At 66.4% G+C, this 20,803-nt stretch carries 17 protein-coding genes; 10 read left to right on the top strand and 7 right to left on the bottom strand.

Annotation, left to right across the window (positions count from 1 at the left end; translation table 11 throughout):
* Nucleotides 1–279: 279 nt before the first annotated feature.
* The 4 genes from rdgB (at nucleotide 280) to ACRYRV_RS08175 (ending at nucleotide 3,774) form a co-directional block, all read left to right on the top strand.
* A complete protein-coding gene (gene rdgB / locus ACRYRV_RS08190; RefSeq protein WP_444985436.1) occupies nucleotides 280–888 on the top strand; it encodes an RdgB/HAM1 family non-canonical purine NTP pyrophosphatase in 609 nt (202 codons plus the stop codon).
* Complete coding sequence (hemW, locus tag ACRYRV_RS08185; RefSeq protein WP_444985437.1) at nucleotides 888–2,060, top strand: radical SAM family heme chaperone HemW; 1,173 nt, start codon at nucleotides 888–890, stop codon at nucleotides 2,058–2,060. The genes rdgB and hemW overlap by 1 nt, the downstream gene beginning before the upstream one ends.
* A 95-nt stretch (nucleotides 2,061–2,155) precedes the next feature.
* Nucleotides 2,156–2,833: an OmpA family protein gene (locus tag ACRYRV_RS08180; RefSeq protein ID WP_309637221.1), complete on the top strand. Its 678-nt coding sequence runs from the start codon at nucleotides 2,156–2,158 to the stop codon at nucleotides 2,831–2,833.
* Nucleotides 2,834–2,925: 92 nt separating this feature from the next.
* Nucleotides 2,926–3,774, top strand: coding sequence for a 23S rRNA (adenine(2030)-N(6))-methyltransferase RlmJ (locus tag ACRYRV_RS08175; RefSeq protein ID WP_309637220.1), 849 nt, complete (start codon nucleotides 2,926–2,928; stop codon nucleotides 3,772–3,774).
* A gap of 127 nt (nucleotides 3,775–3,901) precedes the next feature.
* Here ACRYRV_RS08175 and mnmE read toward each other — a convergent pair whose 3' ends face one another.
* The 4 genes from mnmE to rpmH all read right to left on the bottom strand — a co-directional run bounded on the left by mnmE (nucleotide 3,902) and on the right by rpmH (nucleotide 7,808).
* A complete protein-coding gene (gene mnmE, locus ACRYRV_RS08170; RefSeq protein WP_444985438.1) occupies nucleotides 3,902–5,269 on the bottom strand; it encodes a tRNA uridine-5-carboxymethylaminomethyl(34) synthesis GTPase MnmE in 1,368 nt (455 codons plus the stop codon).
* Between the two features lie 102 nt (nucleotides 5,270–5,371).
* The gene (gene yidC, locus ACRYRV_RS08165) at nucleotides 5,372–7,060 is read right to left on the bottom strand and encodes a membrane protein insertase YidC (protein WP_253447287.1); all 1,689 of its coding nucleotides are present in this window, start codon (nucleotides 7,058–7,060) and stop codon (nucleotides 5,372–5,374) included.
* Between the two features lie 180 nt (nucleotides 7,061–7,240).
* On the bottom strand, nucleotides 7,241–7,660 hold the full coding sequence (gene rnpA / locus ACRYRV_RS08160) for a ribonuclease P protein component (protein ID WP_253447290.1): 420 nt from the start codon (nucleotides 7,658–7,660) through the stop codon (nucleotides 7,241–7,243).
* 13 nt (nucleotides 7,661–7,673) lie between these two features.
* Nucleotides 7,674–7,808: a 50S ribosomal protein L34 gene (rpmH, locus tag ACRYRV_RS08155; protein WP_010626003.1), complete on the bottom strand. Its 135-nt coding sequence runs from the start codon at nucleotides 7,806–7,808 to the stop codon at nucleotides 7,674–7,676.
* 554 nt (nucleotides 7,809–8,362) lie between these two features.
* Here rpmH and dnaA point away from each other — a divergent pair.
* The 4 genes from dnaA (at nucleotide 8,363) to gyrB (ending at nucleotide 14,647) form a co-directional block, all read left to right on the top strand.
* Nucleotides 8,363–9,829: a chromosomal replication initiator protein DnaA gene (dnaA, locus tag ACRYRV_RS08150; protein WP_444985439.1), complete on the top strand. Its 1,467-nt coding sequence runs from the start codon at nucleotides 8,363–8,365 to the stop codon at nucleotides 9,827–9,829.
* A gap of 122 nt (nucleotides 9,830–9,951) precedes the next feature.
* Entirely contained in the window at nucleotides 9,952–11,055 is a 1,104-nt protein-coding gene (gene dnaN, locus ACRYRV_RS08145; protein WP_253447296.1) for a DNA polymerase III subunit beta, read from the top strand.
* Nucleotides 11,056–11,099: 44 nt separating this feature from the next.
* Nucleotides 11,100–12,215, top strand: a complete 1,116-nt coding sequence (gene recF, locus ACRYRV_RS08140; protein WP_444985440.1) for a DNA replication/repair protein RecF — start codon at nucleotides 11,100–11,102, stop codon at nucleotides 12,213–12,215.
* An 11-nt stretch (nucleotides 12,216–12,226) separates the two neighbouring features.
* Nucleotides 12,227–14,647 (top strand): DNA topoisomerase (ATP-hydrolyzing) subunit B, encoded by a 2,421-nt coding sequence (gene gyrB, locus ACRYRV_RS08135; protein ID WP_299316036.1) that lies wholly within the window; start codon nucleotides 12,227–12,229, stop codon nucleotides 14,645–14,647.
* Nucleotides 14,648–14,792: 145 nt separating this feature from the next.
* Here gyrB and gmhB read toward each other — a convergent pair whose 3' ends face one another.
* From gmhB to glyQ, 3 genes are all read right to left on the bottom strand, one after another.
* Nucleotides 14,793–15,392, bottom strand: a complete 600-nt coding sequence (gmhB, locus tag ACRYRV_RS08130) for a D-glycero-beta-D-manno-heptose 1,7-bisphosphate 7-phosphatase (RefSeq protein WP_444985441.1) — start codon at nucleotides 15,390–15,392, stop codon at nucleotides 14,793–14,795.
* Between the two features lie 242 nt (nucleotides 15,393–15,634).
* A complete protein-coding gene (glyS, locus tag ACRYRV_RS08125) occupies nucleotides 15,635–17,701 on the bottom strand; it encodes a glycine--tRNA ligase subunit beta (protein WP_444985442.1) in 2,067 nt (688 codons plus the stop codon).
* Between the two features lie 2 nt (nucleotides 17,702–17,703).
* Complete coding sequence (gene glyQ / locus ACRYRV_RS08120; protein WP_253447308.1) at nucleotides 17,704–18,681, bottom strand: glycine--tRNA ligase subunit alpha; 978 nt, start codon at nucleotides 18,679–18,681, stop codon at nucleotides 17,704–17,706.
* 98 nt (nucleotides 18,682–18,779) lie between these two features.
* Between glyQ and rfaD the strand changes: the two genes are divergently transcribed.
* The gene (gene rfaD / locus ACRYRV_RS08115) at nucleotides 18,780–19,736 is read left to right on the top strand and encodes an ADP-glyceromanno-heptose 6-epimerase (protein WP_253447311.1); all 957 of its coding nucleotides are present in this window, start codon (nucleotides 18,780–18,782) and stop codon (nucleotides 19,734–19,736) included.
* The gene (gene waaF, locus ACRYRV_RS08110) at nucleotides 19,729–20,796 is read left to right on the top strand and encodes a lipopolysaccharide heptosyltransferase II (RefSeq protein ID WP_444985443.1); all 1,068 of its coding nucleotides are present in this window, start codon (nucleotides 19,729–19,731) and stop codon (nucleotides 20,794–20,796) included. The genes rfaD and waaF overlap by 8 nt, the downstream gene beginning before the upstream one ends.
* Nucleotides 20,797–20,803: the final 7 nt, after the last annotated feature.

Genomic DNA, 20,803 nt, shown 5'->3' with positions numbered 1-20,803 from the left:
CAGCCTGAAGTGTTGGACATTCTGTAACAGTTCGTTTGTAACGATTTGGTATAAAGAAAAAACTTTTTATCCTCAAGCCCAAGCAGCCCCGCAGCCTCCCTGCCGAATCAGAGGGTTGCACCCTCGGTCACGGTTGCCCGAAGGCCGCCGGCTTAAGGAAATCAGTCCCTGCCATTAGCCGTGTCATGCAAGGCGCTCCCGGCACCACCTCCCACAACGTTTCCACGGCTGCTCTGCCGTCCTAGAATGGTAGCCCGTGAATCCCCAGGAAGCTCGACCATGATCCCGACCCCTCTGATTCTCGCCAGCGGTAACGCCGGCAAGCTGCGCGAGTTCCATGAGCTGCTGGCGCCGCTGGGCTTCGATGTCCGGCCCCAGGCGGAGTTTGCCGTGCCCGAGGTGGAGGAGACCGGCCTCACCTTCGTCGAGAACGCCCTGCTCAAGGCGCGAGAGGCCAGCCGCGTCAGCGGCCTGCCGGCACTGGCGGACGACTCCGGCCTGGAAGTCGATGCCCTGAACGGTGCCCCGGGTATCTACTCCGCGCGCTTTGCCGGTGAACCGAAGAGCGACGAGCGCAACAACGCCCTGCTACTCGAACGCCTTGCCGAGGTGCCGGAGGGTGGTCGCCGCGGCCGCTACTGGTGCGTGCTGGTCTATCTGCGCCATGCCGAGGACCCCGTGCCGCTGATCGTGCAGCGCAGCTGGGAAGGCGAGATCCTGGCGCATCCGCGCGGTGAAGGCGGCTTCGGCTATGATCCGCTGTTCTGGCTGACCGACCAGGCCATGAGCGTGGCGGAACTGTCGGCCGCCGAGAAGAACCGCCTGAGCCACCGCGGCCGCGCCCTCCAGGCGCTGGTCGAGGCGCTGGGCAGGGCCCAAGGGGCGTGATGATCGCGCTGCCCCCCCTCTCGCTCTATGTGCATGTCCCCTGGTGCGTACGCAAGTGCCCCTACTGCGACTTCAACTCCCATGGCGTCGGCCGCGATGCCGAGCTTCCGGAGGTCGACTACCTGGCCGCGCTGCTGGCCGACCTCGAGGCCGACCTGCCGCTGGCTGCCGGCCGGACGCTGGGCAGCATCTTTATCGGCGGGGGGACGCCGAGCCTGATGTCGGCGGCCTTCTATCGAGACCTGCTGGCCGGGATCGCGGCTCGCCTGCCCATGGCGCGTGATATCGAGATCACCCTGGAGGCCAATCCGGGGACCCTGGAGCGAGGGCGCTTCCACGGCTACCGTGAGGCGGGGATCAACCGCCTGTCGCTGGGGGTACAGAGCTTCCGGGGGGCTCAGCTGCAGGCTCTGGGCAGGATCCATTCCGGTGATGATGCGATCACCGCGGTGGCCGAGGCCCGGGATGCCGGCTTCGATAACCTCAACCTCGATCTGATGCATGGCCTGCCGGATCAGACGCCGGCGCTGGCCCTGGAAGATCTGGAGCGAGCCCTCGAGCTCGCCCCCGAGCATCTCTCCTGGTACCAGCTCACCCTGGAGCCCAATACCGAGTTTCATTCCCGGCCACCCCGGCTGCCCGAGGAGGAGGTGCTGTGGGATATCCAGGACCTGGGTCACGAGCGCCTCGAGGCGGCAGGCCTCAGGCGCTATGAGATCTCCGCCTATGCCAGCCCGGAGCGTCGCTCCCGGCACAACCTCAACTACTGGCGCTTCGGGGACTATCTCGGCATCGGTGCCGGCGCCCATGGCAAGCTGAGCGCCGCCGGGGAACCGGGGAGGGCGCTGGCCATCGAGCGGCGCTGGAAGGTCCGCCAGCCGAACTCCTACCTGCGCCGGCGGCATGACCCGCGAGGCTTTGTGGCGGGCCACAGTCGCGTGGAGGAGAGCGAGCTGCCACTGGAGTTCGCCATGAATGCGCTGCGCCTGGTCGACGGTGTGTCGATGGCCACCTGGGAAGGCGGTACGGGCCTGCCCGCTTCACAGCTGGAGGCTCGGCTCCGGGAGGCGCGCAATAAAGGACTTCTCGTGGAAGATGTCGACCGGCTGCAGGCATCACCCCAGGGTCTATTATTCTTGAATGAACTGCTGGCGCTGATCGGCATGGAGTGACCGATCCACAAGACTCATCGCAGCCGTGACACCGATGAACTGCCCGGCAGGGATGCCTACCGGGTCGACCGAAGACCGACAGGAGATCTGACCTTATGATCAAGCCCATTCGCTTCTTTGTACCGCTTGCCGCCGCCGCCCTGCTGGTGGGCTGTGCCACCACCGATCCCTATTCCGGCCAGACCCAGCGCAGCCAGACCGGTACAGGGGCCGCCATCGGGGCCGCCGTGGGTGCCGCCGCCGGTGCCCTGAGCGGTGACGGCAGCACCAGCCGTCGTGATCGTGCCCTTATCGGTGCCGCCGTGGGTGCCGCCGCCGGTGCCGGTATCGGCGCCTATATGGATCGCCAGGAGGAGGCCCTGCGCCAGAGTACCCGGGGTACCGGTATCGAGGTCGATCGCCGCGGTGACGATATCGTGCTCAACATGCCGAGCAGCGTGACCTTCGGCTTCGACTCCAGCGAACTGACCATGAGCGCTCGCAACGCCCTCAACGATGTGGCGTCGATCCTCACCCAGTACACCGATACCCGGGTCAATATCGCCGGCCATACCGACAGCACCGGCAATGCCGACTACAACCAGCGTCTCTCCGAGCGGCGTGCCGAGTCCGTCGGCAACTATCTGGCCCAGTCTGGCGTCTCCCGCAACCGCCTCTATATGACCGGCTATGGCCAGACCCAGCCCGTGGCCAGCAATGCTACCGAGGAGGGCCGCGCTCAGAACCGTCGCGTCGAGATCACGCTGTCCCCCATCGAGAGCCAGTTCCAGTAGGCCTGAGGTTACCGCCACGTGCCAGAATGGGGCCTGCCGCCAGAAGCGGCAGGCCCCTTTTCCTTTCCTTGCCGAGCCAGCAGCCCCCGTCCATGCTTTCCTATCAGCACGCCTACCATGCCGGCAACTTTGCCGATGTTCACAAGCACCTGACCCTCCATGCGGTCATCGATCATTTATTACGTAAGAAATCACCCATTACGTATATCGATACCCATGCGGGTCGAGGCCTCTATCCCCTGGATGCCGCCGAGACCACCCGGCTGCAGGAGTACCGGGAAGGGGTCGCACCGCTATGGTCTGCCCGGGAAACCCGTGAAGGGGGGACGCTGCTGGTGGAGTGGCTGACGGCCCTGGCGGCGGCTCAGCCCGACCCTCGGCGCCTGACCCACTACCCCGGCTCGCCCTGGTGGATGGGGCAGCGGCTGAGGGCCCAGGACCAGCAGTGGCTCTTCGAGCTGCACCCGGGGGAGCATGAGCATCTCAGTCAGCAGCCTTTTCCTGCGGCAGTTCAGCGGATCCATGGCGATGGCCTCAAGGGCCTGCGTGAGCGATTGCCGGTCAGGACGCCGCGACTCTGCGTGCTGATCGACCCCAGCTACGAGCGCAAGGAGGAGTATCTCGAGGTGGCCGAGACGGTGCTGGCAGCGATGCGCAAGGCGCGCCATGCGGTGGTGCTGGTCTGGTATCCGCTGCTGCCGGCGGGCCGCCACCGGGAGCTGCTCGAGTCGCTGCGCGACGGGGGGCTGCGCAAGGTCTGGTACGGGGAGTTCAGCCGCCGCACGCCGGCCCAGGAGGAACGGGGGATGTACGGCAGCGGCATGCTGGTGGTCAACCCGCCCTGGGGCCTCGACGAGCGCCTGGCGGAAGCGATGGCCCCGGTAGTGGCGCGTCTCGGCTCACCGGGGAGCTACCGCAGCGGCTGGTGGGTGGAGGAGTAGCCGCCGTTACTTGCCGATGCTGGGCGATGAGGCTCACTTGCCGATGCAGAAGCTGCCGAAGATCTCGCCCAGAAGCCAGCGGGGTTGTACTGGCGGCGCGTTCAGCGCCGATGCTGGGCGATGAGACTCACTTGCCGATGCAGAAGCTGCCGAATATCTCGCCCAGAAGGTCATCGGCGCTGAATTCGCCGGTGATCTCGCCCAGGGCCTGCTGGGCGTCGCGCAGATCCTCGGCCAGCAGCTCGCCGGCACCGAAACCGGCCAGCTGCGCCTCGCCGTTCTCCAGGGCCTGGCGGGCACGGTCCAGGGCATCGAGGTGGCGGCGTCGCGCCGAGAAGCGCCCCTCGGTGGTCCCGGTATAGCCCATCACCTCCTTGAGGTGCGCCTTGAGGTTATCCACACCCTCCCCGGTATGGGCGGAGAGCCGCACCACCGGGGTGGCTGTGGATAACTCGCTTCCGGCGGGCTCACGGCTGGCGTCGATCTTGTTGCGCACCAGGGTCAGCCGGGAGGGGTCCGGCAGTCGGGCCACGAACTCCGGCCAGATCGCCATGGGGTCGGTGGAGGTGGTGGTCGCGGCGTCCACCAGCAGCAGCACCCGGTCGGCCTTCTCGATCTCTGCCCAGGCGCGAGCCACGCCGATCTGCTCCACGGCGTCCGGAGTGTCGCGAAGTCCCGCGGTGTCGATCACATGCAGCGGCATGCCGTCGATATGGATGTGCTCGCGCAGCACGTCTCGGGTGGTGCCGGCGATGTCAGTGACGATGGCGGTCTCCTGCTCGGTAAGGGCGTTGAGCAGGCTCGACTTGCCCGCATTGGGACGCCCGGCGATCACCACGCTCATCCCCTCGCGCATCAGCGCCCCCTGGCCGGCAGCGGCGCGCACCTCGGCAAGCTCCGCCATGACGCCGGCGAGCCGCTCGGCCACCTTGCCATCGGCCAGGAAGTCAATCTCCTCCTCGGGAAAGTCGATGGCCGCCTCCACATAGACCCTCAGCTCGATGAGCCGCTCCACCAGCGCCTCGACTCGCCGCGAGAAGTCCCCCTGCAGGGAGCGCAGGGCGTTCTCGGCGGCGGCCCGGGAGCTGGCCTCGATCAGGTCGGCGATCGCCTCGGCCTGGGCCAGGTCGAGCTTGTCGTTGAGGAAGGCACGCTCGGAGAACTCGCCCGGGCGGGCCAGGCGGGCGCCCAGCTCGACGCAGCGCTCCAGCAGCAGGTCCATGATCACGGGGCCACCGTGGCCCTGCAGCTCCAGCACGTCCTCGCCGGTGAAGGAGCGGGGGCCGGGGAACCAGAGGGCGATGCCCTCGTCGATCACGCCCTCCCTGCCCAGGAAGGGGCCGTAGTGGGCGTGGCGGGGCGCGGGGCAATGGCCCACCACCGCCTCGGCGATCGCCGCGCACAGCGGCCCGGAGAGGCGAATGATGCCGACGCCTCCGCGCCCGGGTGGCGTGGCGAGGGCGGCGATGGTGTCCTGGTCGTGGAGGCTGGCCATGGAAATCTCCTCGTGGTGGCGCTGCCATTGTCCGCATCGGGCCCTGTAAACGCCAGACCCCCGCACGGGGCGGGGGTCCGGAGTGGCTGGGGCGGGTGAAGGCTACTTGGTCTTCATGCCCTTGCCGACGGTGGGGTCATTCTCGATCTTGCGCGTGATGGCGTACTGCTGGGCGATGGAGATGATGTTGTTCACCACCCAGTAGATCACCAGACCGGCCGGGAACCACAGGAAGAAGAAGGTGAAGACGATGGGCAGCATGCGCATGATCTTCGCCTGCATCGGGTCCGGAGGCGTCGGGTTGAGCAGCTGCTGCACGAACATGGAGGCGCCCATCAGGATCGGCAGGATGAAGAAGGGATCCTTCACCGAGAGATCCTGGATCCAGAACATGAAGGGCGCATGGCGCAGCTCCACGGACTCCAGCAGCATCCAGTAGAGGGCGATGAAGACCGGCATCTGCACCAGGATCGGCAGACAGCCCCCCAGAGGATTGATCTTCTCCTTCTGGTAGAACTTCATCATCTCCTGGGACATCTTCTGGCGGTCGTCGCCGTACTGCTCCTTCAGGCGCTGCATCTCGGGGCCGAGCTTGCGCATGCGGGCCATGGACTTGTAGGCCTTGGCGGAGAGCGGCCAGAGGGCCAGCTTGACCACGATGGTCAGCAGCACGATGGACCAGCCCCAGTTGCCGATCAGGCTGTGGATCTGGTCGAGCAGCCAGAACAGCGGGTTGGCGATGAACCAGAGCCAGCCGAAGTCCACGGTCAGGCGCAGGTTGGGCGCCACGGCTTCCAGGTAGTCCTGGACCTTGGGGCCCACGAAGAGAGTCGCGCCCAGCCGCGCCTCGCCCTCGGCGGCGATGGTGGTCACCGGGCCGGCGAAGGCCGCCACGTTGCGATTGCGCGAGTCGGTGGTGGCATAGAAGAGGTTCTGCTGGTTCTGGGGCGGCGCCCAGGCCGAGACGAAGTAGTGCTGGATGATCGCCACCCAGCCGCCCTGGGCGTCGACGTTGTCGAAGCGGCCGCGCTGGATATCGTCGAAGTCGACCTTCTCGTAGCGGCTCTCCGGGGTGGAGAAGGCCGCGCCGAGGAAGGAGCTCATGCCCAGGGCCACGCCGCTGGAGGGGTCGGGGCTGTTATCCCGTGCCAGCTGGCCGATGAAGCGGGCAGAGACCGGCTCCTCGGTGTTGTTGGCCAGGTAGTAGTGAACGTCAACCGCGTAGCTGCCGCGCTCGAAGCTGAAGCGCTTGATCACGTCGATGCCGTTCACCTCGGCGGTGAGGTCGACCTCGAGACGGCTGTCACCCTCGGCCAGGCGGTACTCGGTGCGCTCCGGTGTGAAGGCGATACGTCCTGCCTGGCCGTCCAGCTGGAGCCCGGAGCGCGCGACGTAGCTGCGCGTCTCGTTGTCGGAGAGCAGCACATAGGGGCGGTCTGAGTTCAGGGTCAGGCGATGCTGGGGCAGGGCCGCGTAGACGATATCGCCGCCCTGGGGGTCGATGCGCAGGTCGAGTACATCGGTCACTACGGCAATCAGGTCGCGGCTGCCGGTGGGGGAATCGGCGCTGCCTGGCATCGCCTGGCTGACGTCGTCCGCCGCGCTGGGCGATGCCGGTACGGCAAGGCCATCCGGGTCGGCGGGCTGGGCCTGGCCATTGTCTGAGCTGCTGGTAAAGGAGGGGGCCTCAGGCTCAGGAGCCACCTGGCCATAGTCCTGATTCCACTGCACGACGATCAGGTAAGCGAGCACCGCCAGGGGGATCAGCAATAGGAGTCGTTTTACGTCCATGAGGGTTCTGCCCGATGGGTGGTGAACTTGCCAGGGGCGGGATGGGAAGTACCCGCCCGAGATAGACAAAAGCCTGCCAGAGGCAGGCTCGATGCCGAACACGGACTGTCGGCGGTGGAATCGGCCGGGGCGAGTGTCGCCATGGCAAGCAGGTGCAGCATGGCAATACCGCCGGTCCGCTCATCCGCTCTGACTGGCGTTCGCACTGGTCGTCCCGTTCTGCGGCTGATCGTCACGCTTCCACCTGGCAGCATCTCGCGCCAGGCGTCGCCACATGCCGTGCAGCTGGCGATGCAGGGTGGCGTTATCCAACTCTCCTACGCCTCGCCTGGCCAGGACCACGATGTCCAGGGCAGGGATCTGCTGTTGCTGGAGACGGATGGACTCACGAACGAGCCGCTTGAGGCGGTTACGGTCGACGGCACGGCGAAGGTTCTTCTTGCTGACCACCAGGCCGAGACGCGGATGTCCCAGCTCATTGGGTATGGCCAGGGCCATGAGCCCCTTGCCGTGAACCTTGAACGCCGCGGCCTCGAAGACCTGACGGTAGTCCCCGGCCGTCAGCAGGCGCAGACGGCGGGGAAATGCCTGACGGGACACCAGGAGTCCGTGATCAGGCGCTCAGGCGCTTGCGACCCTTGGCGCGACGACGGGCCAGGACGGCACGGCCGTTCTTGGTGGCCATGCGAGCACGGAAGCCGTGCACACGCTTACGCTTCAGAACGCTGGGCTGAAAGGTACGTTTCATAACTCATTATTCCCACGTGGTTTTTAGGACGATTGGACAGCTTGGAGGCGTCCGGATCCCGCTCGGGGCCCGGTGATATTCGGCTCAAGACCGGAAATTGTAGTGATATCGCGCTCCGGGTGCAATTTTTCCGTTGCCGGATCCGGGCAACGGCCTCGGTGCTCCCCGCCTCGCTGCCGGGACAGCGGGAGACTCTGGCCTGGCTTCTACCCTCAGGACGCAACAGTAACTATTTATAGTTCTTTTATAAAACCTGTTATTAATGCTGGGGACAGTTGCTGTGGATAACTTGACTTTCCATTTCCAGGACAAGGGGATATACAGGTTGAAAGTGTGTGGACGAGCGCTGGAGGCAGCATGGACAGCCTGTGCAGTGAGGGTGGACAAATATTGCTCTGGTCCACAGGCTCCGGGTATCCCCAGAGCTCAAGTGCAGCAGTCCCGAGGGCCCCCCAGGGTTTTCCACAGCCTTGCGGCCTGGAGGTCGGGGTGTGGATAACCGGCCTTGGGGGAGCTACAATACCCGCCCGTTTTCCAACCGATGGTGAGGTCGCGTGCCACTAGCTCTCTGGCAGCAGTGCCTGGACACCCTTCAGGACGAACTGAACTCGCAGCAGTTCAATACCTGGATCCGCCCGCTGCAGGCGGAAGAGGGAGAGTCCGGCGAGCTGTGTCTGCTGGCGCCCAATCGCTTCGTGCGGGACTGGGTCAGTGACAAGTACGCCAAGCGTATCGGCGAGCTGATGCGTGAGCTTTCGCCTGCCAAGCCTCCCAAGGTGGTGCTGAGCGTGGGTAGTCGGCGCAGTGCGCCTCGGCCGCAGCCTCGCGAGCTGGGCAACCCCGTCTCCGCCGCTCCCCGCCGGCCGGCGGCGCCTGCCGTGCATACCTCTTCTCGAGGCAGTGCTGCCGACGAGCGCGAGGTCGAGGCGCTGCGCGAGGAAGGGGAGGTGCGCCGACCCGGCGGGGAGCGGCAGGTCCAGGTGGAGGGCAGTCTCAAGCACAGCAGCGGCCTCAACCCCAACTTCACCTTCGAGACCTTCGTGGAGGGCAAGTCCAACCAGCTGGCCCGGGCGGCCTCGCGGCAGGTCTCCGAGAACCCCGGCGGCGCCTACAACCCGCTGTTCCTGTATGGCGGGGTGGGCCTGGGCAAGACTCACCTGATGCATGCGGTGGGCAACGCCCTGGCCGGGCGCCGCGAGAACGCCCGGGTCGTCTACCTGCACTCCGAGCGTTTCGTGGCCGATATGGTCAAGGCGTTGCAGCTCAATGCTATCAACGACTTCAAGCGCTTCTACCGCAGCGTCGATGCCCTGCTGATCGATGACATCCAGTTCTTCGCGGGCAAGGAGCGCTCCCAGGAGGAGTTCTTCCATACCTTCAACGCCCTGCTCGAGGGCGGGCAGCAGATGATCCTGACCTCCGATCGCTATCCCAAGGAGATCAGCGGCGTGGAGGAGCGTCTCAAGTCGCGCTTCGGCTGGGGATTGACCGTGGCGATCGAGCCGCCGGAGCTGGAGACGCGGGTGGCGATCCTGATGAAGAAGGCGGACCAGGCCAAGGTGGACCTGCCCCACGATGCCGCCTTCTTCATTGCCCAGAAGATTCGCTCCAACGTGCGCGAGCTGGAGGGGGCCCTGAAGAAGGTGATCGCCGACTCCCATTTCATGGGCAAGCCGATTACCCAGGACTTCATCCGAGAATCCCTCAAGGACCTGCTGGCCCTGCAGGACAAGCAGGTGGGTGTGGATAACATCCAGCGCACCGTGGCGGAGTACTACAAGATCAAGCTGGCCGACCTGCTCTCCAAGCGTCGGTCGCGTTCGGTGGCCCGTCCTCGCCAGGTGGCCATGGCCCTGGCCAAGGAGCTCACCAACCACAGCCTGCCCGAGATCGGTGACGCCTTCGGTGGCCGTGATCACACCACGGTGCTGCACGCCTGCCGCAAGGTGCAGCAGCTCAAGGAAGAGAACGCCGATATCCGCGAGGACTACAAGAATCTGCTGCGCCTGCTGACCAGCTGATCTTTCGAACCAGCTGATGCGCTGGCCTCCGAGTCGCCGTCGGCTTGTGGTTTAATGTCCGCCATGCCGTTCGGCCGGAGCTTCGCCGGCTGCAACCCTTCAGGACAAGATGTGGAGCCGACATGAAATTTTCCATCTCCCGCGAAGCGCTGCTGCGACCGTTGACGCTGGTGGCCGGCGTGGTGGAGCGTCGCCAGACCCTGCCGGTGCTCTCCAACGTGCTGATTCAGGTCAACGGTGACGAGGTCGCCCTGACCGGTACCGACCTGGAAGTGGAGCTGATTGGCCGCACCGTGGCCAGCCAGGTGGATGAACCGGGCGCCGCCACGGTACCCGCCCGCAAGCTCATGGACATCTGTAAGTCGCTTCCCGATCAGGCCGAGATCCAGCTCTCCCTGGAGGAGGGCAGGGCGGTGCTGCGCAGCGGCCGCTCTCGCTTCACGCTCTCCACTCTGCCCGTGGCGGAGTTCCCGAATATCGAGGACAGCCAGGGCAGCATCGAGCTGAGCCTGCCGCGGGGCGTTCTCAAGCAGCTGATCGATGCCACCTCCTTCGCCATGGCCCAGCAGGATGTGCGCTACTACCTGAACGGCATGCTGCTGGAGCTGCGCTCCGGGCTGGTGCGTGCCGTCGCCACCGATGGGCATCGCCTGGCGGTCTGTTCGCGCCCGGTCGAGATCCAGGTGGAGCCTGCCCAGAAGCTGATCGTGCCGCGCAAGGGGATTCTGGAGCTGGTGCGCCTGCTGGACGACGGCGAGGAGCCGGTCAGTCTGACCCTGGGTGCCAGCCATATTCGTGCCCACACCGGCGACTTCACCTTTACCTCCAAGCTGGTGGATGGCAAGTTCCCCGACTATGAGCGCGTCGTGCCGCGAGGCGGCGACAAGGTGTTTATCGCCGAGCGGGCCGAGCTGCGCCAGGTGCTGTCGCGTACCGCCATCCTCTCCAACGAGAAGTATCGGGGCGTGCGCCTGCACCTGGCAGAGGGCAATCTCAAGGTGATGGCCAACAACCCCGAGCAGGAAGAGGCCGAAGAGAATATCGCCATCGAGTACAGCGGTCCCGGCCTCGAGATCGGCTTCAACGTCGGCTACCTGATCGATGTCCTTAACGCCCTGGACGAGGAGCGCGTGCAGATGACCCTGGCAGACCCCAACAGCAGTGCGCTGATGGAGGAGCCGGGCGGCGGCGACGCCCTCTATGTCGTCATGCCGATGCGCCTCTGATACCCACCGGCGGCACCCGGGTGCCGCCCTGCCTGCCCCTCTTCATGCCACTCGATCGACTCAGCTTTCAGGGTCTGCGTAATCTCCAACTTGTTGATTTTGAACCATCTTCAAGGATCAACCTGATTATGGGGAGCAACGGAAGCGGCAAGACCAGCCTGCTGGAGGGCATCCATGTCCTGGGCATGGGCCGCTCCTTCCGTACCCGCCATATGCGTCATGTGATCGCCGACGGTGCCGAGGCGCTGGTGCTGCATGGCCGGCTGGCGGGTGCCCCCCCGCTGCCCTTCGGGGTGCGCCGTCGTCGCGACGAGAGCGAGCTGGAGATCCGCCTGGCCGGGGAGCGGGTCAACCGCCTGTCGCGGCTGGTGGAGACGCTGCCGCTCCAGCTGATCAATCCTGATGCCTTTCGCCTGCTGGAGGGGCCTCCGGCGGGCCGCCGAGAGTTTCTCGACTGGGGTGTGTTTCACGTGAAACATGACTTCCTCGAGGCCTGGCAGCGGGCCCGACGGGCGCTGAAACATCGGAATGCCCTGCTCAGGCATGGTAGAATGGACGATGCTTCCCTGTCGGCCTGGGAGCTTGAGCTTGTTCACTGGAGCGAGCGAATCGATGCCATGCGCAGCGACTGGTTCGATGCCTTTCTGCCGGTATTCGAGGAGACCCTGGCCGGCCTGATGCCATTGCCTGGCCTGCAGCTTCGCTATTCACGCGGCTGGGACAGGCGCCGCGCGCTGAGTGACGTGCTGCGGCAGGGCAGGGAGGTCGACGGGCAGATGGGGTTTACCCAGCAGGGGCCGCAGCGTGCAGACCTTGCCATCAGGCTTAACCGGCGTCCCGCGGTAGAGGTGCTCTCCCGGGGGCAGCAGAAGCTGGTGGTGAGCGCGCTCAAGCTGGCCCAGGGGCGCCTGCTCGAGGCCGCCACTGGGCGGGGCTGCCTCTACCTGATCGACGACCTTCCGGCCGAGTTGGACAGCGCCCATCGCAGGGTGTTCTGTCAGTGGCTGGAAAGCATGCACTGCCAGGCCTTTATCACCAGCGTCGACCACGACGCCCTGGCAGATCTGTGGCAGCCGGCCACTCCCGTCGCGATGTTTCACGTGAAACGTTCGGAACAGGGCGAGGGGCGGCTGGTGCCGCTGGAACGACAGACTTCATGATGGAGCAGTCAATGAGCGAACAGGCCTACGACTCATCGAGCATCAAGGTACTCAAGGGGCTGGATGCCGTACGCAAGCGTCCCGGCATGTACATCGGTGATACCGATGATGGCACGGGCCTGCACCATATGGTGTTCGAGCTGGTGGACAACTCCATCGACGAGGCGCTGGCGGGGTACTGCAGCGAGATTCGGGTGGTGATCCACCCCGACGAGTCGATCACGGTCAGCGACAACGGTCGAGGCATTCCCACCGATATTCACGAGGAGGAGGGGGTCTCGGCGGCGGAAGTGATCATGACGGTGCTCCACGCCGGGGGCAAGTTCGACGACAACTCCTACAAGGTATCGGGAGGCCTCCACGGCGTGGGGGTCTCGGTGGTCAACGCCCTCTCCGAGGAGCTGAAGCTGACCATCTGGCGGGCCGGTGAGGTATTCGAGCAGATCTATCGCCACGGCGTGCCCCAGGCCCCGCTGGCGGTGGTAGGCAAGACCGAGAAGAGCGGTACCCGGGTGCACTTCCAGCCCTCCACCGAGACCTTCGCCAATATCGAGTTCCACTACGATATCCTGGCCAAGCGCCTGCGCGAGCTCTCCTTCCTCAACTCCGGCGTGGCCATTCGCCTGATCGACGAGCGTAGCGGCAAGGAGGAGCTGTTCCACTACGAAGGCGGCCTCAAGGCCTTCGTCGACCACCTCAATACCAACAAGACGGTGCTCAATCCGGTCTTCCACTTCAACGTGGAGCGCGAGGATGGGGTGGGGGTGGAAGTCGCTATGCAGTGGAGCGACTCCTTCAACGAGAACATCTTCTGCTACACCAACAACATCCCCCAGCGGGATGGCGGCGCCCACCTGGCGGGCTTCCGTGCCTCCCTGACCCGTACGCTCAACGCCTATATCGAGGCGGAAGGGCTGCTCAAGAAGTCCAAGATCAACACCGCCGGTGACGATGCCCGGGAGGGCCTGACGGCGATCATCTCGGTCAAGGTCCCGGATCCCAAGTTCTCCTCCCAGACCAAGGACAAGCTGGTCTCCTCCGAGGTCAAGACCGCGGTGGAGCAGGAGATGGGGCGCCTCTTCTCCGACTACCTGATCGAGAAGCCCAACGAGGCGAAGGCGATCGTCAACAAGATGCTCGATGCCGCCCGGGCTCGGGAGGCCGCGCGCAAGGCCCGCGACATGACGCGTCGCAAGGGAGCCCTCGATATTGCCGGCCTGCCCGGGAAGCTGGCCGACTGCCAGGAGAAGGACCCCAGCCTCTCCGAACTCTTCCTGGTGGAGGGTGACTCCGCCGGGGGTAGCGCCAAGCAGGGCCGCGACCGCCGCACCCAGGCGATCCTGCCGCTCAAGGGCAAGATCCTCAACGTCGAGAAGGCCCGCTTCGACAAGATGCTCTCCTCCGCCGAGGTGGGCACCCTGATCACCGCCCTGGGCTGCGGTATCGGGCGCGAGGAGTTCAACCCGGACAAGCTGCGCTACCACTCCATCATCATCATGACCGACGCCGACGTGGATGGCTCCCACATCCGCACTCTGCTGCTGACCTTCTTCTTCCGCCAGATGGCACAGCTGATCGAGCGCGGCCATGTCTTCATCGCCCAGCCGCCGCTCTACAAGGTCAAGCGCGGCAAGCAGGAGCTCTACCTCAAGGATGAGCAGGCGATGACCGACTACCTTACCGCAACGGCGCTGGACGGGGCTCGGCTCTACGTCAACGCCGATGCGCCGGGCATCAGCGGCTCCCAGCTGGAAGGGCTGGTCAACCAGTATCGCGAGGTGATGCGTCGCATCGACCGCCTGTCGCGGGTCTACCCCAACGAGGTGCTGAAGAAGATCGTGCACGCCGCGCGCCTCGACGGCGAGAACAGCCTGCGCGACCGCGGCACCATGCAGAACTGGATCGACTATCTGCAGGAGCAGATGGACGCTCAGGTGGCCTACGAGGGTGGTCCGCGCTACACCTTCCGCCTGGAGGAGGATACCGAGCGTAGCCTCTTCCTGCCGGCGGTGACGCTCACCGCTCATGGGGTGACCACCGACTATGTCTGGGGTATCGACTTCTTCACCAGCGCCGACTATCGCGGCATGGCCGAGCTGGGGGAGACCCTCGATGGCCTGCTGGAGGAGGGCGCCCATGTGGCTCGCGGCGAGCGTCAGAAGCGTATCGGTACCTTCTACGAGGCCCTGGAGTGGCTGATGAACGAGGCCCAGCGTGGTCTCTCCATCCAGCGCTACAAGGGGCTGGGCGAGATGAACCCCGAGCAGCTGTGGGAGACCACCATGAATCCGGAGACGCGCCGCATGCTGCGCGTCTCCATCGAGGATGCGGTAGGTGCCGACATGATGTTCAACACCCTGATGGGCGACGAGGTGGAGCCGCGCCGCGACTTTATCGAGCGCAATGCCCTGGTCGCCAATCTAGACGTGTGACGCGCATCCATCGGCTGCCGCCATGTTTCACGTGAAACACGGCGTCACGGAAACATGGCCAAGGCCAGGGTGCCGGTACCAAGCAGAACGCAGAAGGCCCGTCTCGGTTTCGAGACGGGCCTTCTGCTTTTGCCGGCAGTGGGGGTTACCGGCGATGGGGCAGGGGGCCGCTCGCGGCGGATGTGCTGGCCAGCAGCCAGTCCACGAAGGCCGCAAGATCGTCGAAGACGCGTGCTTCGCTATCTTCGGCCGTCAGCTCCGGGTGCTTGGCCAGGGTGCGCTCTCCCTTGCCGGTGCGCACCAACGCCGGCCGACAGCCCATGGGCTCGCCGGCCTGGAGGTCGCGCAGACTGTCGCCCACCATCCAGCTGCCGGCGAGGGACTCCATGCCCAGCGCGCTGCGGATCTGCTCGAGCAGGCCGGGCAGCGGCTTGCGGCAGTTGCAGCCGTCGTCGGGGCCGTGGGGGCAGAAGGCGATATGGGCGACCTCGCCACCGGCCTTCCTCACCAGGCGGTTCAGCTCTGCGTGCATCTCGGCCAGGGTGGCCTCGTCGTAGTAGCCTCTGGCGATGCCCGACTGGTTGGTGGCCACGGCCACCGTCCAGCCGGCGCGACTCAGGCGGGCGATGGCATCGATGGCGGAGGGGTAGGGCACCCACTCGGCCAGGGATTTTACATAGTCGTCGGAGTCGCGATTGATGACGCCGTCGCGGTCCAGGATCACCAGTCGGTCGGGGGAGGGCATGGCACTTCCTTGGTGGCTAACTTGTGTATGCTCTGGGCGAGGAGTGTTTCACGTGGAACACTGTCTGCCAAGGCGTGAGGCGTGAGGCGTGAGGCGTGAGGCGTGAGGCGTGAGGCGTGAGGCGTGAGGCGTGAGGCGTGAGGCGTGAGGCGTGCATGTTTCACGTGGAACATCGAGTCGAGGGCAGGGCATGAAAAAGGCCGGCAGCTTGCGCTGCCGGCCTTCGTTCCTCCTGCCCGGTGTTACTGCTGCAGCTGGGCGATATCGGCCACTTCCAGGAAGAGGGCGCGCAGGCTGCTCAGCAGGGCCAGGCGGTTGGCGCGCACCGCTTCGTCGTCTGCCATCACCATGACCTGGTCGAAGAAGGCATCCACCGGCTCGCGCAGATCGGCCAGGGCGTCCAGGGCCTCGGCGTAGCGGGCCTCGGCGAACAGCGGCATGACCCGTTCGCGCTGAGCACCGAGGGCCTCGTGGAGGGCCTTCTCGGCCGCCTCCTGCAGCAGGCGGGTATCCACCTGGGTGCCGGCGTCACCGCCCTGCTTGGTCAGGATGTTGGAGACCCGCTTGTTGGCGGCGGCCAGGGCGGCGGCCTCCTCGCGGCCGGCGAAGCCCTGGACGGCGCGCAGGCGGCGGGCGAAGTCCAGCGGTCGGGTGACCGGCCGGGCGCGCACGGCCAGGTAGGCCTCGGCGGAGATGCCCTCGTCCTGACCCCAGGCGCGGAAGCGGTCGAGCATGTAGCCCAGCACCTCGTCCACCAGCGACTCGGCGTAGGGCAGCTCCTGGTGCTGGGCGGCCGCCAGCTCCAGCAGCTCGCGCAGGTCCAGGTTCAGCTCGCCCTTGATCAGGATGTTCAGCACCCCGATGGAGGCGCGACGCAGGGCGAAGGGGTCCTTGGTGCCGGTGGGGCGCTGGCCGATACCGAAGATGCCGGTGAGGGTATCCAGGCGATCGGCCAGGGCCAGGGCCAGGCCGGTGCGGCCGTGGGGAATGGCGTCGGCGGCGAAGCGCGGCAGGTACTGCTCCTCCAGGGCCTGGGCGACCTCGGCGGCCTCGCCGTCATGCTCAGCGTAGTAGCGGCCCATGATGCCCTGCAGCTCGGGGAACTCCAGCACCATCTCGGTGACCAGGTCGCACTTGGCCAGCTCCGCGGCGCGGCGGGCGTGGCCCACGTCGCCGCCGATCTGGCCGGCGATGAAGGCGGCCACGGCGGCGCTGCGGTGGGCCTTGTCGGCCAGGGTGCCGAGCTGCTTCTGGAACACCACGCCGGCGAGCTCGTCGATGCGCGAGGCGAGGGGGCGCTTGCGGTCGGTGTCGTAGAAGAAGGCGGCGTCGGCCAGGCGCGGGCGGATGACCTTCTCGTTGCCCTCGATCACCTGCTGGGGATCCCGGCTCTCGATGTTGGAGATGGTGATGAAGAGCGGCTTGAGCCTGCCTGCGTCATCCAGCAGGTGGAAGTACTTCTGGTTGGCCTTCATGGAGGAGATCAGCGACTCCGCCGGCACCTCCAGGAAGCGCTCGTCGAAGCTGCCGGTCAGGGCCACCGGCCACTCCACCAGGCCGCTCACCTCGACCAGCAGATCCTCGTCGATCACCGCGGTGGCCTCCTGGACCTCCGCCTCGGCCAGCACCTGCTCGCGGATGCGCTCCCGACGGCGGTCGCGGTCGGCCAGCACCCAGGCCTGCTCCAGCGCTTCCAGGTAGTCATCGGCATGGGCCAGCTCGATGGCGGCGGGCGCGTGGAAGCGGTGGCCGTAGGTGGTGCGGCCCGCCGCGAGGCCCAGGGCCTCGGCCTCGACAACGTCGCCGCCATAGAGCATCACCAGCCAGTGCACCGGGCGGGAGAACTCCACCCGCGAGGCGCCCCAGCGCATGTTCTTCGGCACCGGCAGGGCGGCGACCGCCTTCTGCAGGATGGCCGGCAGCAGGGCAGCGGTGGACTCCCCCTGCTGCTGCTCGCGATAGCCGAGCCAGGTGCCCTTGTCGGTTTCCAGGTGGATCAGTTCTTCCACGGCGACGCCGCAGGAGCGGGCGAAGCCCTCGGCGGCTCGGGTGGGCTGGCCATCCTTGAAGGCGGCGGCGAGTGCCGGGCCGCGCTTCTCCACCTCGCGGTCGGGCTGCTTGTTGGCCAGCCCCTCGATCTGTACCGCCAGGCGGCGCGGGGTGGCGTAGGCGCGTACCTCGCCGTGGGCCACCTCGGCGTCGGCGAGCCCGCGGCGCAGGCCGTCGGCCAGGGCGTCGGAGAGGGCGTCGATGGCGTTCGGCGGCAGTTCCTCGACGCCCAGTTCAACCAGTAGGGTATTGGCGGCCATGCTCAAGCGTCTCCCTCGTCGGCAAGCAGTTCCTTCCGCAGGGCCTCGGGAGCCAGCGGGAAGCCGGCGGCCTTGCGGGAGTCGTAGTAGGCGTGGGCCACGTCCCGGGCCATGGTGCGTACGCGCAGGATGAAGCGCTGGCGTTCGGTGACCGAGATGGCGTGGCGGGCGTCGAGCAGGTTGAAGGTGTGGGAGGCCTTGAGCACCTGCTCGTAGGCGGGCAGTGGCAGGCCGGCTTCGAGCAGGCGGCTGCAGTCGCGCTCCTGCTGGTCGAAGGCGCCGAACAGGAAGTCGACGTCGGCATGCTCGAAGTTGTAGGCGGACTGCTCGCGCTCGTTCTGCAGGTAGACGTCGCCGTAGGTGACCCTGGAGCCGTCCGGTGCCACGGTCCAGACCAGGTCGTAGACGCTGTCGACGTTCTGCAGGTACATGGCGATGCGCTCGAGGCCATAGGTGAGCTCGCCGGTGACCGGGTAGCACTCGATCCCGCCGGCCTGCTGGAAGTAGGTGAACTGGGTCACCTCCATGCCGTTGAGCCAGATCTCCCAGCCCAGCCCCCAGGCGCCCAGAGTGGGGGACTCCCAGTTGTCCTCGACGAAGCGGATGTCGTGGACCAGGGGATCCAGGCCGAGATGCTTGAGGGAGCCCAGGTAGAGCTCCTGGAAGTCGGCGGGGGAGGGCTTCATCACCACCTGGAACTGGTAGTAGTGCTGCAGGCGGTTGGGGTTCTCGCCGTAGCGACCGTCGGTGGGGCGGCGCGAGGGCTGCACGTAGGCGGAGTTCCAGGTCTCGGGCCCGATGGCGCGTAGGAAGGTGGCCGGATGGAAGGTGCCGGCGCCGACCTCCATGTCGAGGGGCTGGAGGATCACGCAGCCCTGGTCGGCCCAGTACTGCTGCAGGGCCAGGATCAACCCCTGGAAGGTCGAGACGTCGGGCGCCGGCCCGGAGGTCGGCGCGGATGTCGAGGACGAGAGAGTCATTGCGGAAAGCACCGTTGGCCATGAATTCACAGGGCGTCAAGTATACAATCACCGGAAGATCGGTTATAGGCGCACGGCCCGAGAGAGAGGATATCCCCATGATCGTAGTGACAGGCGGAGCCGGCTTCATCGGCTCCAACCTGGTGAAGGCGCTCAACGAGCGCGGCCGCCAGGACGTGATGGTCGTCGACGACCTTTCCGACGGCACCAAGTTCGTCAATCTGGCCGACTGCACCCTGGGTGACTACCTGGACAAGGATGACTTCCGTCGCCGGGTCGAGGCGGAGCTGCGCGGCGAGCCGGCCCGGCTGCCCGAGATCGAGGCGATCTTCCACGAGGGGGCCTGCTCCGACACCACCGAGTGGGACGGCCGCTTCATGCTCGACAACAACTTCGAGTACTCCAAGGTGCTGCTGCACTTCTGCCAGAAGCGCGGCATCCCCTTCCTCTACGCCTCCTCGGCGGCTACCTACGGCGGCAGCGAGGTGTTCGTGGAGGCGCCGGAGCACGAGAAGCCGCTCAACGTCTACGGCTACTCCAAGCTGCTCTTCGACCAGTACGTGCGCGCCCGCTGGGACGAGTTCGAGAGCCAGGTGGTGGGCTTCCGCTACTTCAACGTCTACGGCCCCCGGGAGCAGCACAAGGGCAAGATGGCCAGCGTCGCCTATCACCACCACACCCAGATCCGCGGCGGCGACAGCGTCAAGCTGTTCGGCGCCTGGGACGGCTATGAGGCGGGCATGCAGAGTCGCGACTTCGTCTACGTGGGCGATGTGGTCAGCGTGAACCTCTGGTTCCTCGACAATCCCCAGGTGTCCGGCATCTTCAATCTGGGCAGCGGTCGCGCCGAGCCCTTCAAGGCGATCGGCGAGGCGGTGATCGACTACTACGGCCGCGGTACCATCGAGTACATCGACTTTCCCGACGAGCTCAAGGGGCGCTACCAGAGCTACACCCGTGCCGATATCGGCAGCCTGCGTCGGGCGGGCTACGACCGGGAGTTTCGCACCGTGGCCGAAGGCGTGGGCGAGTACCTGGAGTGGCTGAATGGCTGAGCCGGCCCCTCCGGGAGAAGAGGGCGGGGAGGGCGGGGAGCGGATCCTGGTGGTTGGCCCCTCCTGGGTCGGCGACATGGTGATGGCCCAGAGCCTGCTGATGACGCTCAAGGACCGCCACCTCGGCTGTCACCTCGGCGTGGTGGCCCCGGGCTGGTCGCTGCCGATTCTCGAGCGTATGCCCGAGGTGGACGAGGCGATCGCCCTGGACGTGGGGCACGGCGAGTTCGGCTGGGCGACGCGGCGCGCTGTGGCTCGCACGCTGCGCGGCCGCTTCGATCGCGCCATCGTGCTGCCACGCTCCTGGAAGTCGGCCCTGGTCCCCTTCTTGGCGGGCATTCCCCGCCGTACCGGCTTTACCGGCGAGCAGCGGCTGCTGCTGCTCAATGATCGCCGCCGCCTCGACAAGGCGGTGCTCGACCAGACGGTGAAGCGCTTCGTGGCGCTGGGGCTGCCCGCCGATGAGGCAGCCGGCGGGGGCTTCCCGATTCCACCGCCGCGTCTCGTCGTGGATGACGACAACCTCGCCGAGCTGCGTCGGGCTCACGGGCTCTCGTCACGCCCGGCCATCGGCATGATGCCCGGCGCCGAATATGGCCCCGCCAAGCAGTGGCCGCTCGAGCACTTTCGCACCCTGGCCGAGGCGCTGGTGGCCGAGGGGTTCGAGGTCCGTGTGCTGGGAGGGCCCAAGGATGCCGAGGCCGGCGAGGCGATCGCCCGGGAGGTGGACCATGTCCACAACCTGTGCGGCCAGACGCGCCTGGCCGATGCCGTGGACCTGCTGGCGGACTGCCGCCAGGTGGTCACCAACGACTCGGGGCTGATGCATGTGGCGGCGGCGACGGGCACCCGGGTGCACGCCCTCTACGGCTCCTCGTCGCCGGCCTATACCCCGCCGCTCACCGACAGCGCCGAGATCCATTACCTGGCGCTGGAGTGTTCCCCCTGCTTCCAGCGCACCTGCCCCCTCGGGCATACCCGCTGCCTCGTCGAGCTCTCGCCCGAGCGCCTGCTGACGGCGGTGCTGGCGGCCGAACGGCGTATCGCCGTCGAGGAGTAGCCCGGCG

This window comes from Halomonas mongoliensis (assembly GCF_052496345.1).
The sequence above is the reverse complement of the archived record's forward strand: the minus strand, read 5'-3'. Positions and strand labels throughout refer to the sequence as shown.

Excerpts from the sequence above, each read along its gene's own strand:
- rdgB (WP_444985436.1), top strand. The coding sequence starts at position 280 with ATGATCCCGACCCCTCTGATTCTCGCCAGCGGTAACGCCGGCAAGCTG.
- hemW (WP_444985437.1), top strand. The coding sequence starts at position 888 with ATGATCGCGCTGCCCCCCCTCTCGCTCTATGTGCATGTCCCCTGGTGC.
- ACRYRV_RS08180 (WP_309637221.1), top strand. The coding sequence starts at position 2,156 with ATGATCAAGCCCATTCGCTTCTTTGTACCGCTTGCCGCCGCCGCCCTG.
- ACRYRV_RS08175 (WP_309637220.1), top strand. The coding sequence starts at position 2,926 with ATGCTTTCCTATCAGCACGCCTACCATGCCGGCAACTTTGCCGATGTT.
- mnmE (WP_444985438.1), bottom strand. The coding sequence starts at position 5,269 with ATGGCCAGCCTCCACGACCAGGACACCATCGCCGCCCTCGCCACGCCA.
- yidC (WP_253447287.1), bottom strand. The coding sequence starts at position 7,060 with ATGGACGTAAAACGACTCCTATTGCTGATCCCCCTGGCGGTGCTCGCT.
- rpmH (WP_010626003.1), bottom strand. The coding sequence starts at position 7,808 with ATGAAACGTACCTTTCAGCCCAGCGTTCTGAAGCGTAAGCGTGTGCAC.
- dnaN (WP_253447296.1), top strand. The coding sequence starts at position 9,952 with ATGAAATTTTCCATCTCCCGCGAAGCGCTGCTGCGACCGTTGACGCTG.
- recF (WP_444985440.1), top strand. The coding sequence starts at position 11,100 with ATGCCACTCGATCGACTCAGCTTTCAGGGTCTGCGTAATCTCCAACTT.
- gyrB (WP_299316036.1), top strand. The coding sequence starts at position 12,227 with ATGAGCGAACAGGCCTACGACTCATCGAGCATCAAGGTACTCAAGGGG.
- gmhB (WP_444985441.1), bottom strand. The coding sequence starts at position 15,392 with ATGCCCTCCCCCGACCGACTGGTGATCCTGGACCGCGACGGCGTCATC.
- glyS (WP_444985442.1), bottom strand. The coding sequence starts at position 17,701 with ATGGCCGCCAATACCCTACTGGTTGAACTGGGCGTCGAGGAACTGCCG.
- glyQ (WP_253447308.1), bottom strand. The coding sequence starts at position 18,681 with ATGACTCTCTCGTCCTCGACATCCGCGCCGACCTCCGGGCCGGCGCCC.
- rfaD (WP_253447311.1), top strand. The coding sequence starts at position 18,780 with ATGATCGTAGTGACAGGCGGAGCCGGCTTCATCGGCTCCAACCTGGTG.
- waaF (WP_444985443.1), top strand. The coding sequence starts at position 19,729 with ATGGCTGAGCCGGCCCCTCCGGGAGAAGAGGGCGGGGAGGGCGGGGAG.